Source organism: Proteiniphilum sp. (assembly GCF_034331125.1).
GTDB classification, from domain to species: Bacteria; Bacteroidota; Bacteroidia; order Bacteroidales; family Dysgonomonadaceae; genus Proteiniphilum; species Proteiniphilum saccharofermentans.
Map to the genome: position 1 here is coordinate 62176 of NZ_JAXQGC010000026.1, position 14346 is coordinate 76521.

The 14346-nt window shown below is 42.9% G+C and carries 12 protein-coding genes; 6 read left to right on the forward strand and 6 right to left on the reverse strand.

All coding sequences use genetic code 11. The annotated features are described in order from the left end of the window. The first annotated feature begins 8 nt into the window (after positions 1-8). The 6 genes from U2P89_RS05540 (at position 9) to U2P89_RS05565 (ending at position 6847) form a co-directional block, all read left to right on the forward strand. Positions 9-491 (forward strand): GNAT family N-acetyltransferase, encoded by a 483-nt coding sequence (locus U2P89_RS05540; RefSeq protein WP_322190850.1) that lies wholly within the window; start codon positions 9-11, stop codon positions 489-491. Between the two features lie 43 nt (positions 492-534). Continuing rightward, positions 535-1683, forward strand: coding sequence for a glycosyltransferase (locus U2P89_RS05545; protein WP_322190851.1), 1149 nt, complete (start codon positions 535-537; stop codon positions 1681-1683). A gap of 154 nt (positions 1684-1837) precedes the next feature. Continuing rightward, entirely contained in the window at positions 1838-3151 is a 1314-nt protein-coding gene (locus U2P89_RS05550) for a UDP-glucose/GDP-mannose dehydrogenase family protein (RefSeq protein WP_313380251.1), read from the forward strand. Between the two features lie 94 nt (positions 3152-3245). Beyond that, complete coding sequence (locus U2P89_RS05555) at positions 3246-4511, forward strand: glycosyltransferase (protein WP_322190852.1); 1266 nt, start codon at positions 3246-3248, stop codon at positions 4509-4511. Between the two features lie 50 nt (positions 4512-4561). Then, the gene (locus tag U2P89_RS05560; RefSeq protein WP_322190853.1) at positions 4562-5527 is read left to right on the forward strand and encodes an SDR family oxidoreductase; all 966 of its coding nucleotides are present in this window, start codon (positions 4562-4564) and stop codon (positions 5525-5527) included. Positions 5528-5542: 15 nt separating this feature from the next. Continuing rightward, the gene (locus U2P89_RS05565) at positions 5543-6847 is read left to right on the forward strand and encodes a nucleotide sugar dehydrogenase (RefSeq protein WP_322190854.1); all 1305 of its coding nucleotides are present in this window, start codon (positions 5543-5545) and stop codon (positions 6845-6847) included. 2 nt (positions 6848-6849) lie between these two features. Here U2P89_RS05565 and U2P89_RS05570 read toward each other — a convergent pair whose 3' ends face one another. The 6 genes from U2P89_RS05570 to U2P89_RS05595 all read right to left on the reverse strand — a co-directional run bounded on the left by U2P89_RS05570 (position 6850) and on the right by U2P89_RS05595 (position 14272). Continuing rightward, a complete protein-coding gene (locus U2P89_RS05570) occupies positions 6850-8061 on the reverse strand; it encodes a uracil-xanthine permease family protein (protein WP_322190855.1) in 1212 nt (403 codons plus the stop codon). A gap of 136 nt (positions 8062-8197) precedes the next feature. Further along, positions 8198-8962 (reverse strand): creatininase family protein, encoded by a 765-nt coding sequence (locus U2P89_RS05575; RefSeq protein ID WP_322190856.1) that lies wholly within the window; start codon positions 8960-8962, stop codon positions 8198-8200. A gap of 110 nt (positions 8963-9072) precedes the next feature. Then, positions 9073-10923 carry a cobalt-precorrin-5B (C(1))-methyltransferase CbiD gene (gene cbiD / locus U2P89_RS05580; protein ID WP_322190857.1) on the reverse strand — a complete coding sequence of 617 codons (1851 nt, stop codon included), beginning with the start codon at positions 10921-10923 and terminating at the stop codon, positions 9073-9075. Between the two features lie 12 nt (positions 10924-10935). Beyond that, positions 10936-11937 carry an ABC transporter ATP-binding protein gene (locus U2P89_RS05585; RefSeq protein ID WP_154670990.1) on the reverse strand — a complete coding sequence of 334 codons (1002 nt, stop codon included), beginning with the start codon at positions 11935-11937 and terminating at the stop codon, positions 10936-10938. Between the two features lie 104 nt (positions 11938-12041). Continuing rightward, entirely contained in the window at positions 12042-13076 is a 1035-nt protein-coding gene (locus U2P89_RS05590) for an iron ABC transporter permease (protein ID WP_092024744.1), read from the reverse strand. A gap of 53 nt (positions 13077-13129) precedes the next feature. Then, complete coding sequence (locus U2P89_RS05595; protein WP_322190858.1) at positions 13130-14272, reverse strand: ABC transporter substrate-binding protein; 1143 nt, start codon at positions 14270-14272, stop codon at positions 13130-13132. Positions 14273-14346 lie beyond the last annotated feature (74 nt).

The window sequence follows — 14346 nt, forward strand, 5'->3', positions numbered from 1 at the left end:
AAAGAATTATGGAATACAGGAAAATTTTAGAATTAGAGTTCAGGGAATTCTCCCGCGAGGTGCTTGAAAAATCGTGGGAATGGTTGAACGATCCTCAAATGAGGGCACTAACATCTACTCCGGATTTTGACAGAGAGTCTCAGGAGAAATGGTTTGAGAATTTAAAAAACAGGAAAGATTATTTTATCCGATCGATATGGCATAAGGATAAACCTATTGCTGTAATGGGTATTAAGCATTTAACCGGCAAAGATGGTGAAGTTTTTGGCTATATCGGTGAGAAAGAATACTGGGGTAAAACTGTGGGCATTCAAGGATTGGAATTTATGGTAAATTATGCTAAATCATTAAATTTAGAGTCTCTGTATGCCACTGTGCTTAAAGAAAATATTAATTCTTATAAATTGAACCGGAGGCTGGGTTTTGAAAAAGAAAAGGATATTGACGAAAATACTATCCTGATGAGGCTCTATTTGAGTACATTGGAATAATTGGTTGCTCCCTTAATGATAAAAAAATACTAAAAACCTTTTTATGATAACGATAAAATTTTTTGCGGATATAGCACCTCATTATAGGAGACCGATATGGAATGTTTTGCTCAATAATCCCGGCTGGGATATGCATTTTTTCTTTGGAGATAGTGAGAACGGGGTTGCAGCAATCGATTTTGAAAAGGAAGGATTTTCATCGAACAAACATCGATTGCATAAAGTGAAAAATTATTGGTGGAAAAAAGAAACGCTTCTTTGGCAAACAAAAGTTATACGTGAATGTTGTGGAACTAAATTTGATTATGCCATTTTTACATCGGAGATGTCCCGCCCATCGACCTGGATAGCGGCTTCGATTTGCAGACTCCGTGGAATCAAGGTCTTTTTCTGGGCACATGGATTGTATGGACGTGAGAAAGGATTGAAACTGAAGTTGAAAAAGATCTTTTTTCGACTTGGAAACAAAATTCTACTGTATGAAAGGCGATCGAAAAAATTTCATATCCGGCATGGATTTAAACCGGATAATCTATATGTAGTTTTTAATTCTTTAGACTACGATGCCCACAAATTGTTGACTCAGAAACTTCAGGGACTGGAAAAGAGTGAGGTGTTTCCTTTCTTTAATGATCCCTCTTTGCCTGTTGTCATCTTTATCGGAAGGTTGACCAAAGTGAAAAAATTGGATATGCTTTTACAAGCTGTCAATCAGATAAATGATAAAGTTCCTGAGGTTAATCTTGTGGTAATGGGGGAAGGCCCCGAAAGAGAGAAACTGGAAGATATGGGAAAAATAGGGTTGGAGAATAAATGGTTGCACTTTACAGGGGCATGCTATGATGAAGAGGTAATAGGCAAATTTTTATCCATGTCTGACCTGTGTGTATCTCCTGGAAATGTGGGGTTAACGGGAATTCATTCTCTGAGTTTCGGCACGCCTGTGGGCACCCACGATAATATGGTGAACCAAATGCCCGAAGCAGAGGCTGTAGAAGATGGATATAATGGTTTCTTCTTTAAGGAAAACGATGTGAATGATCTAAGAGATAAAATTAAGGACTGGGTGAATAATATGGATAGGAACTTATTGAGAGAAAGATCGTACGAAATAATCGATAAGTATTATAATCCGCACTATCAATTAACTGTGTTTAAAAGGGCCTTTTCCGGGGAAAATCCTGAGTTATAAAAAAGTATATTACATTCAATAAGAAAAAAATTGAAATAAATAATTTTAGTCATATGAAACCGACATGTTTAAAATAATCATTAAACACCCGAAGGGAATGATATTTTGAACATCAAAGGTTCCATATACCGAAACAAAACAATAAAATAATCATATGAAAATAGCAATTATAGGTACAGGATATGTTGGACTTGTTTCAGGAGCATGTTTTGCAGAGATGGGGGTAGATGTGACCTGTGTGGATATTGACGCCAAAAAAATTGAGGATCTGAAACAAGGTATTATCCCTATCTATGAGCCGGGATTAAAAACTATCGTTATTCGTAATACGGAAGCCAATCGTTTACATTTTACCACGAGCCTGGCATCGGTGATAAATGATATGGAAATAGTTTTTATCGCTGTGGGTACCCCCTCCGATGAAATGGGGACGGCCGATCTTTCTTATGTGATGGCTGTTGCAGAGAATATTGCCGACAACATGACCAAACCACTGTTGATTGTCACTAAGAGTACTGTACCGGTGGGTACTTCATTTCGTATAAAGGAGTTGGTAAGAAACTGTCTCGATAAACGAGGAATGTCGGACCTGGAGTTTGATGTAGCCTCCAATCCGGAGTTTCTGAAAGAAGGTGCGGCGGTTAATGACTTTATGAGTCCCGACCGCGTGGTGGTAGGTGTGGAATCCGAAAGGGCAAAGGAGCTAATGACACGTCTTTATCGTCCGTTTGTAATGAATAACTTCCGGGTAATATTCATGGATATATTATCATCCGAGATGACGAAATATGCTGCGAATGCCATGCTCGCCACCCGGATCAGTTTTATGAACGATGTGGCAAATCTTTGTGAATTAGTTGGAGCAGATGTTAATATGGTACGCCGTGGAATAGGGAGTGACTCCCGTATAGGTCGTAGTTTTCTCTATCCTGGTTGTGGTTATGGAGGTAGTTGCTTCCCAAAAGATATTCGAGCTTTTATAAAGGTAGGAGAAGCTTTTGGCTACGAGATGAAACTTTTAAAAGCGGTAGAAACAGTCAATAACAATCAGAAAAATATTCTTTTCCAGAAATTCAATCATCATTTTAACGGAGATATAAAGAATAAAACTGTTGCTGTATGGGGATTGTCTTTTAAACCTGAAACCGACGACATGCGTGAAGCACCCTCACTCACCCTTATTAATAGCCTGTTGGAGGCTGGGGTGGTAGTAAAGGCTTATGATCCTGCCGCAATGAATGAGGCTCATAAATATCTGAATAATAAAATTTATTATGCTACCGATATATATGATGCAGTACAGGGAGCTGACGCCCTCATTGTCCCTACTGAATGGAAAGAGTTTCGTTTACCGGACTGGAATAGACTGAAAAAAAGTATGCATGATCATCTAGTCGTAGACGGACGTAATATCTATAATAAAGAAGAACTGGCATCTCACGGTTTTATATACAGCGGGATAGGATAACAATAGGCTTTGATACTGATAATCCCTTTTCCGAAACATTGCCGTACGGATCTATCAATCAATATTAAACGAAAACTTATCAAACAAAAAAGATATGAAAAAATTAAAAATCCTTATCAATGCGTATGCTTGTTCCCCGATTAGGGGTAGCGAACCCGGTACGGGATGGAATATGTGCGCTCATTTAGCAAAACATTGTGATGTGCATATTATCACAGAAGGAGAATTTCGGGATGAAATAGAATCAGTGTTGCCTACTCTGCCTCAAGGAAAAAATATACATTTTTATTATAATCCGGTATCCGAAAAAATAAGGAAGATGGCCTGGAATCAAGGAGATTGGAGATTCTACGCTCATTATAAAAAATGGCAAAAGAAAACGCTGGAAATTGCAAGGCAAATTGTTGCTGAGCAAAAAATAGATATCCTGCACCAACTCAATATGATTGGTTACAGGGAACCGGGGTATTTGTGGAAAATAGAGGATATTCCTTTTGTATGGGGTCCCATCGGGGGGCTGAAGCAATTTCCTGTAGCTTATCTTCAGGGCGCAGATATAAAATTACAACTTTTCAATCGCCTCAAAAATAGTATCAATCTATTGCAATTGAAGTATGATGCCCGTATCGATAAAGCGTTTAAACGTGCGGATTTATTAATGAGTTCTATTCCTGTTTCATACAGCGCAATAAAAAAACACAAAAAAAGAGAATCTGTACTTCTTTCGGAAACCGGTTTATTTGTGAAGAGCGATGTGCCTACGGAAAGATTCTATAATCAGGATTTTCATGTGATGTGGGTAGGGAAATTCGATTTTCGTAAACAATTACCATTGGCATTAAAAGCCTTGGCAGCTACAAATAATAAACGAATCATTTTAAATGTATATGGACAGGGCAACGAAGCCCAGGAAAAAGAAGCAAAGCAGCTTGCAGCCGATTTGAATATCTCCGATCAAGTAGTGTGGCACGGTAACAGGCCTCTTGCTGACGTACATCAGGCTATGCGTGAAGCGCAACTTTTTTTCTTTACAAGTGTAAATGAAGATAATCCTAACGTTGTATTAGAGGCTTTAAGTAATCGTCTGCCAATATTATGTTTTGATACCTGTGGCTTTGGGGCTACTGTCAATGAAACGGTAGGCCGTAAAATTCCACTCACAAATCCTCAAAAATCGATCATTGATTTTGCCGAACAATTAAATATGTTTTATGCCGATCGTCCGTTGTTGGAAGAATTATCCTTGAATTGTAAGACACTTCAGGAACAACTCTCATGGGACGAAAAAGCAAAAAAAGTTGTAGATTTATATCAAAAGGTATTGTCTGATTTTGTACCAATTGAGCAAGGTAAAAAGTAAATTTTTGAACTGAAAAAAGCATTGTAATAAATAACACAGAAATAAAAAATATGCATAAGATTGTAGTAACCGGAGGTGCCGGTTTTATCGGATCAAACTTAGTTGAAGAATTGCTCTCTTTAGGAAACAGAGTAATATGTCTCGATAATTTTTCTACCGGAAAACGGGAGAATATCCAATCCTATCTGGATAATCCGCATTTCATATTAATAGAAGGTGATATCCGTAATATGAATGACTGCCGTAAGGCTGTAGACGGAGCAGATTTTGTGCTGCATCAGGCAGCTCTGGGTTCTGTCCCCCGCTCCATTAAAGATCCGGTCACCACCAATGAAGTAAATGTGACCGGTTTTTTGAATATGTTAGTGGCTTCCCGTGATGCAAAAGTAAAACGCTTTATCTATGCAGCAAGTTCCTCTACTTACGGTGACAGTCCCTCTCTTCCCAAAGTGGAAGAGGTGATAGGCAAACCGCTCTCACCTTATGCCATCACCAAATATGTGAATGAACTCTATGCTGATGTCTTCGCCAGGACTTACGGGATGGAGTGTATTGGGTTACGTTACTTCAATGTGTTCGGACGCCGGCAGGATCCCAATGGCGCTTATGCCGCCGTAATACCACTCTTTGTAAAGAAACTGATGCAGCATGAGTCTCCTGTCATCAATGGCGATGGCGAGTATAGCCGGGATTTTACCTATATCGACAATGTGATCCAGATGAATTTGCTGGCGATGGAGACAACCAATCCGCAGGCGATCAATCAGGTGTATAACACCGCTTATGGCGAAAGAACCACACTCAACCAATTAGTGGCATATCTGAAAGAATATCTGAGTGAGTTCGATCATGCTATCCGGAAAATCGAAACCAGTTACGGATCCAACCGTGCGGGAGATATCCCTCATTCTTTAGCCAATATCGATAAAGCAAAACAACTATTAGAATATAACCCCCGATACAATATACGCGACGGATTGAAAGAAGCCGTACAATGGTATTGGAAAAACCTGTAACTATATTTAAGTAAAATGAACAAAGAAATAAAAATCGCAGTGATCGGCCTGGGCTATGTCGGATTACCTTTAGCCCGTTTATTTGCTACTAAATATCCCGTGGTGGGATTTGATGTCAACCGGCCAAGAGTGGATGAGCTGATGACAGGACATGATCAAACCCTAGAAGTAGAGGATGAAATACTCCAGTTGACTTTAGTAAAAGAAAATCCTTTCCACAATCATCGTAACGGACTTTATTGCTCCTATGACCTCAACGATATCAAAGAGGCCAATATCTATATTATCACTGTCCCCACACCGGTAGACAGAAACAATCGCCCCGATCTGACGCCACTGGTAAAAGCCAGTGAAACGGTAGGAAAGGTGATCGGTAAAGGGGATATCGTGATTTATGAATCTACTGTCTATCCGGGCGCAACGGAAGAGGATTGTATTCCCGTAGTGGAAAAAACCTCAGGTTTAGTATTCAACGAAGATTTCTTCGGAGGCTATTCCCCGGAACGTATTAACCCGGGTGATAAATTGCACACGGTCGAAAAGATTAAAAAAGTGACTTCCGGTTCCACTCCCGAAATTGGGAAAATAGTGGATAAACTCTATAAATCAGTAATTACTGCCGGTACCCATTTGGCACCTACCATTAAAGTGGCTGAAGCTGCCAAGGTGATCGAGAATTCGCAACGCGATATCAATATAGCGTTTGTGAATGAGTTAGCCAAAATATTTAACCGTATGGGTATTGATACCCACGATGTGCTGGAAGCAGCAGGTACCAAATGGAATTTTCTGCCATTCAAACCCGGATTGGTGGGTGGCCATTGCATTGGTGTAGATCCTTATTATCTTGCACAAAAGGCGCAGGAGTACGGCTATCATCCGGAAATTATTCTGGCCGGACGTCGGACGAATGATACCATGGGAGAATATGTCGCATCGCAGGTAATAAAGTGTATGATCCAAAAAGGGATTAGTATCAAAGGAGCCAATATCCTTGTATTAGGTATTACTTTTAAGGAAAACTGTCCTGATGTGAGAAATACCAAAGTAGTTGATGTCGTTCGTAGTTTGGAAGAATACGGTGCGACCGTTACTGTGCATGATCCCTGGGCCAATCCGGAGGAAGTAGCACATGAGTACAATATCGAATCGGTAAAGGAAAAACTGCCAGTGGTAGCAAACAATAAATATAATGCCGTTGTACTTGCGGTAGCACATAATAATTTCCTGAACTTGGATATTGCATCACTATTAAGTGAGAATGGTATAGTGTATGATGTGAAAGGAGTATTGAAGGAAAAAGCCGATAGCAAATTATAGTTTTATAATTCTTTAACTTCTTTATTCTCTTTCCTTTTCGGCAGGATCAGGTTCAGGATCACCCCTATAAGGGCTGATAAGCCGATGCCGGTCATGCTGATATTGCCTACCTGCAATACGGCACCTCCGATTCCTGTGGTAAGGGTCAGCGAGACGATGATCAGGTTGCGGGTGTTACTCATATCGGTTTTATTCCGGATCATGTTGTTTACACCCGTGGCTGCGATCATACCGAAAAGTAATAGCATAATACCACCTAACACCGATCCCGGTATCGATTTCAGGAATGCACTTACTTTAGCCACCAGTGAGAAAACAATCCCGGTAACCGCTGCGATACGGATCACTGCCGGATCGGTCACTTTGGTAAGGATCATGGCTCCGGTCACTTCTGAATAGGTAGTTACGGGAGGACCTCCAATGAATCCTGCTACGCAGCAGGCAATACCGTCGCCAAACATGGAGCGGTGTAGCCCTGGCTTTTTTACGAAATCTTTCCCGGCGACCTGGCTTACCGCGTACATATCGCCCACATGTTCAATCACCGGCGCAATGGCTACAGGTATCATAAAGAGAATGGCTCCCCAGGAGAATTCCGGTTTAACGAACTGTGGCAGGCCGACCCATGGCGCTTCTGCTATACCGGAGAAATCAACCCTGCCCAACAGCATGGCAGCCAGATAGCCGACGATAATTCCACTGAAGATCGGGATCAACTGCAGCAAGCCTTTGGCAAACATACTTACCACGATGGCTGTCACCAATGCGATGACCGCCAGCAACCAGTCCTCCTTCGCCATGTCGACCCCTACACCCGCCAAAGAAAGGCCGATCAGCATGATTACCGGCCCAATAACTACCGGCGGGAAAAGACGCTCAATCACTTTCACTCCCTGCCATTTAACCAACGCACTCATCAGGAAATAGACAAGGCCGACGGCTACCAAACCCGAGAGTGTTCCGGCCAGGCCGTACAACTCTGTAGCCTTTATAATGGGGGCGATAAAAGCAAAACTACTCCCCAAAAAAATAGGGACCATCCCTTTCGTAACCAAATGAAAGATCAGAGTCCCTACGCCTGCGGTAAACAGTGCTGTGGAAGGATCAAGTCCTACTAATAACGGAACCAGTACCGTGGCACCAAACGCCACAAAAAGGAATTGAACCCCCACGATGGTCTTATAGGTGGGGCTGAGTTGCTTGTTGTTCTCCATTGAATTGGGTGAAAATTAATTTTTGCGTGCAAAGATAAAAGGTTTTAGCAAATATTTAAAAAAATTAGACTTCAATATTGCTCGTAAACTGTTTTATAATTGAATGATAAACCTTCTTCCAGTAATTTTCAGATATTTATTCGTACATATTACCGACATCGTTTTTTGCCAACTCCAACAATACGGCAGCAACTTTTTCGGTAATTGTTTCAAAAAATCGTTTCCCTTTGTCTGCAGTCGACGCTTTAGGATCACCGATACCAGTATCTTCCGTCACTTGCGACCAACGTCGTTCTGCCCAGAACCAACCTTGTCTTAAGGCTTCGATCTTATGTTTTTTCTCTTTTCCTTCGCCTGCCTCGTCCAATGGGAGTACTAATTCCGGCCTGAGATGCAGCAACAGGCTGGTCTCCATCTCATCGGCATGGTCGCCTTTGTGTTCAAAGAAATCATCTCTCCCTTTCCATTGAAACCAATTGCATACGCAGATAAACATCTCCGGATATTTCGCCCCCAGTTCACGTGCCATAATCCTGAAATCATTACCTCCGTGACTATTGAGAATAACCAACTTTTTAATACCATGCCGGTTGAGATTTTCCACAATGTCATTCAGGATGATCAACTGTGTGCTCGGATAAATATTCATATCGAGCCGGATATCCAACTGTCCGGTATTCACTCCGAAAGGTATATTGGGCAGTACGACCGGTCTTGCGCCTTTCTCCCATGCAATCCGTGCTGCTTCGGCTGCGATGTTTTCCGCCAGAATATTGTCCGTGGCGTAAGGTAAATGGTAGTTGTGTGCCTCGGTAGCGCCCCAGGGCAATATCGCCAGGTCAAAACCGGCATCCTTGACCGATTTCCAGTTCGATTCCGCTAAAATATAAGGTCTGATCATCTTTTGTTGTTTTTATAAATGATTGGACTTCCGTATGTTCATCCGTCGAAATATATGCAACTGATGAAACTTGAATAAATGAATAAAAGCAAAAGTAGATGAAAATCGCATTATTTCCAAACGCATCCCTCTTCATCCATCAGCAATATCGTTAATTTGGCACTGGGTAACAGGGGTTCACAAACTTTCCGGCAATGATGGAGTAAAGCTTGAAAGAAGACTCTCTCCGATACCGGAATAATCTGCCACAGTTCACGGGCAAGCGTTATTCCTGCGATTTTCTCAATAGTGATTCCTGTACAGCCGGCTTCCCTCGCTACGGATTGAATAAAACGCCTGTTCATCACGGATCTTTTACTGTGGGTATCCAGCAGTCCTTCCGCGAGTTTTACAGCCTTGCCGATCATAATGCCGAGTGTCACTTCTTCAAAATTTTCTTCTGCCGCTATCTGTAATGTTTCACCGATAAAATTACCATACTGTACGAATGCCTGTGGCAAAGCATCGGGATACAGAGATTTCAGGTATCTTTCACTCTTTGCTCCTGAATTAATAATAAGATGTTTCACCCCCAACGCTTTGGCAACTTGCGCTTCACGACGAATGGAGTGGATAAATGCCTCATTGGAATAGGGTTTTACGATTCCCGATGTCCCGATGATGGATATGCCGCCCACAATTCCCAGCTTCGGATTAAAAGTCCTTTTGGCAATCTCTTCCCCACAGGGTACTGAAATGGTAATATCGATGCCGATATGGAGATCGTCCGACAACTTTTCGAGTGTCTTCTGCGCTTCACGCTCCATCATTTTACGAGGTATGGCGTTGATGGCCGGACCGCCAATTTCGAGTCCCAATCCCGGTAGGGTTACTTTTCCTACGCCTATACCTTGTAAAAAACGTATTCCGCTGTGTGTGGAATTAATAGCGATATTGGCGCATATTTCCGCTCCGTTGGTTATATCCGGATCATCACCCGCATCTTTCAATACAGTACAGGTCACGCTGCCATTCGGCTCAAAAACTGTACGGACAATATCGATGGTAACCGGTTCGTCATTTGGCAGTGAAATGGTAATATCTTCTACCGGAATACCCGATAACAATGCGGTGAGTGCTGCTTTGACAGCAGCCGTGGCACAACTTCCCGAGGTATATCCTGTTTTCAGATCGAAAAAACCGGGTGACAATGTTTCAATCTGTTTGCGCAAACCATGCTTGCCATAGATCGTTGCATGAGCGAAGTAGGGTAGTGGGGGGCGACGAATAACGAGCACAGGAATACCGAGTGCCAGTGCTGTGTCTATTTTCCCGGTAAAGCCACCCGATTCACCACTCTCTTTTGTAATGATTGCTCCGGGGGATAGGCGCTGGAAAAGTGCAGTCTCGTCACGTTCATCCTCATAGAACAGGATATCTTCGTGCGGGAATCCGTTTTTTTCGACAACCGCCAACGACTCATTCCGCTTCATAATACGGAATATACATCTGTGATTTAGCCAATAGGGTTTCAGTTTGAGAATGGTATTCACTCCCGTAAGAGCAAGCAGATTATGGATATTCTTTTCTTCCAGAAAGCGGATAGCCGAATGATAGTCGTCGAACCAGTGCAATTGCGGATTGGGGGGTGGAAAATTCCGTTCGAATCGGATCACAGGGATTTGTAACTTTTGCGCCGTTATCCCAATGTTCTTATGCACATTTTCGGCAAACGGATGGGCTGCATCCACGATAAGGCGGATGTTGTGTCGAAGGCAGAAACCGGGCATCGACTCTTCGTCCAATCCGCCCGAAATACGCTTACCATGTGCACAATCTATTTGTTGGGAGGCGTTTTTGGTAGAATAAAAATAGGGCTTACCCGCTTCGTCGCATACCTCCACAGCAATCCTTCCTTCGGTCGTGCCACCGATGATGAGAATAGTGGCTTGCGTCGGTTGTTTAATATCTGCGTTTACCATTGACTCCTTGAATTAATAGTAGTTCTTCATCTTCTCCAATAGTTCCTCGATAGTGTCAACCCATATCTGAGGCTGATTTTCGATTGAGAGGAGGATTCGGTTCTCCACTATTTCGATAGTGTCGTACGACGGGGCATTGCGTTCCGCAAGAATACGGTTACGCAGCAATGCCTTACGGATCATGGAATAGCGTTGTCCGTGTCCGACGAGGCGTATTTGCCGGTCGAAATCATTTTCCACCCTGAACAATCCTGTATCCTTGTCAAAAAGGATACCTTTGCGGGCAAAGAAGTTACTCAAATCGCCGTTAAGCGAAAGGTCTTCGGGCGTACCGACATGGATCCGGGCGCGGTCGTCCATCAACCATATCTTATCGGCAATTTGCAGTGCCAGTTCGAGATCGTGTGTGGAAAGGAAAATGGTTTTCTGCGTTTCCCGTGAAAGACGGTGCAACAACTGCATCATCTCCACTTTGCTGGGGAAATCGAGGAAGGCCGTGGGTTCGTCCAGGAAAATAACCGGAGTGTTCTGTGCCAGCGCTTTGGCAATCATCGCTTTTTGACGTTCGCCGTCACTGAGCGTATGTACCATCCGGTGGGTGAGATGTGTTATCTTTACAAGTGAAATCGCTTTATCTATTTCCTTATGATCTTCCGGAGTAAGTTTGCCCCAAAAACCGGTATAAGGGCTTCTGCCGAGTGCGACAAGCTCATGTACGCTCATATTTTTAATGTCGAGCCTTTCAGTCAACACTACGCTTATAAGCCTCGCAAGTGCTTTTTCGGAATAAGCTCCGATTTCCTGTCCGTGGATAAAGACATCTCCTGACAGTTTGGGTTGGAATGCCGAAAGAGTACGTAATAAGGTAGACTTTCCTATACCATTGGCTCCCAGCAGGCAGGTCAACTCGCTACTAAAAATACTGGCATCGATGTGTTGAGCCACTACTTTTACTGGTTGACGGTTTTTGTAGCCAATAGCAAGATCGCGGAGTTCAATACTTTTAGTCATTATTTTATATCGAATCGTTTAACTGTTTAATCGTTGAATTGTTGAACAGTTGAATCATCACATCATCACTACTGATCCCGATTTATCGGGATCAGTAAATCATCAAATCAATTTACCTCATTTTTTCGTTTTCCAAACAAGACTGAAATAACAATGGGTGCTCCAATCAGTGCTGTAACCGAGTTGATGGGTAACGCCCCTTCAAAGCCCGGCATGCGTGCCACCAGATTGCAGAAGAGTGCCAATGCGGCTCCGGTAAGCGTGACGGCGGGAACAAGTACAATATGGTTGGAGGTGTTGAAAAGCGTACGGCAAAGGTGCGGAACAGCCAGCCCGAGAAATACGATAGGGCCGCAATAGGCTGTAACTACCGCCGTAAGTACACAGGAACAGGCGATTACTGTAAATCGTGCACGTTTGACGTTCAGTCCGAGGTTGCGGGCGTAATTATCACCCAGCAGCATCAGGTTGAGCGTTTTAATGAGCAGGAAAGATAAGGGGATCAATACTGCCATTACAATGACAAATGTGTGTACCTGATTCCCCGAAACTTTAGAGAAACTACCCAATCCCCAGATCACATAAGCCCGTACATCTTCATCGTTACTGAAAAATTTCAGTACGCCGATGATTGCTGTGGCAATATAACCGATCATCACCCCCATAATCAACAAAACCACGTTGCCCCGTACGCGTTGCGAAATGGCAAGTATAATAGCCATCACAGCCATGGCACCAATGATAGCGCTTATTGTAATGGCTACTTCTCCCATAAGTCCCATACGGCTCAGCGCCCTGCCGCTGATACTCCCGGAAAGTAATATAATGGTAGCTACCCCCAGACTTGCTCCGGAACTGATACCCAGTTCCGACGGACCTGCCAACGGATTGCGAAAAACCGTCTGCATCTGTAAACCGCTGATCGATAATCCCATACCGGCCACCAACGCCGTAATAGTCTGTGGGAAGCGTGACTTCCAGACAATATTCTGCCAGATGATCTGCGACTCATCATTTTTCCCCAACAGAATATTCCATATATCGGCAAGCGGGATAGAAATGGTGCCTAACGCCAGGTTGAGCATCACCAAAACAATGATACTAATGAAAATAAGGGTGAAAAAAAACGTATTACGGTTCATCTGAATGTCTCCGTTTTAATTGCATACATACGAAACTAGAGTTATAATCATTCCTATTTCAATACTTCATAATAGACTGGCGTATGATCCGGCAGCAATTCTGGATGAAATGCCTTGATAAGGTCGGCCAATACCACTTCAGGCTCTACAGGGGTATTTTCGTAGAACGGCTTATTGCGCAGGCTGCAATAGATTATCTGCTTCTCTTTAAAAGCTTTGAAATCGGCATAACGAGGGTCGGTTTGTTGCAGAGCCTGATAAGTGAACTCTCCGTCAAAACTGTTCACGATCCGCCAGAAGTCGGCATTGGCGCCCTGTGAGTAGACGCTCTCGAAATCGACATAAAATCCACCTGACTCATTGTCATTCTGCATGAAATAATCGGCCCCTGCATCTTCGAAAAGGTGCGCCAGATAGCTTTTTCCTCCCACCACATACCAGTTTCCGCCATGCATTTCGCCACTCAATACTTTAGGACGGGATGATGCCGTGGCCACCAAACTCTTGAGTTCGTCATAACGCTTTTCGATTTTATCGAATTGACGGTTTGCCTGCTCTTCGATGCCCAAAAGCATGGCCGTAAATTTTATCCATTCCGCCTGTCCCAATGGGGAACTTTCTTTGTATCCGAGAAAGGTGACCAACGGGAAGCCCAGGTTCCTGATGGCATCATATCCCCCTTTTTTGAATGGCGATACAAGAATAATATCCGGATTGATGGCAAGAATTACCTCGTTATCGAAGTTTCCCTCGATGCCGATACGGCTTGCCTTGTTCTCTTTGAGTTGCTGTTTGATCTTTTCATTAAACAGGAAACGCGTGCTATTGATCCCGACAATTTTATCAGTCTGTTCCAACTTAATGAAGTTCGACATTTGCAGTGCCGTCATACATATCACACGTTCCACAGGCGTTTCAATAATAGTGTAATGATCGGGAATCCCTTCGGGTTTGGTACCCCGGGGCACCAATGCATAATGATAGGTCAAAATGCTTTCATCCAACGGATCCCGCACATCGACAAGGCGGTATGACCCGAAATCTTTTACGGAAAAACCCCTGGCATATTTGATATGTATGTCGGCAGCACCGGAAGTATCTATACTTTTTGAGCTGCTGTTTTCTTTCTGTGCATTGCCTTTACATCCGGTAAGGATTAAAAGACAACCAATTAGGATAGAAGTTATTTGTTTCATATTATTATTGTTTTCAATCTATTATCAATCTTCTTCAATCTTCTTCAATCTTCTTCAATCTTTCTCAATCTTTC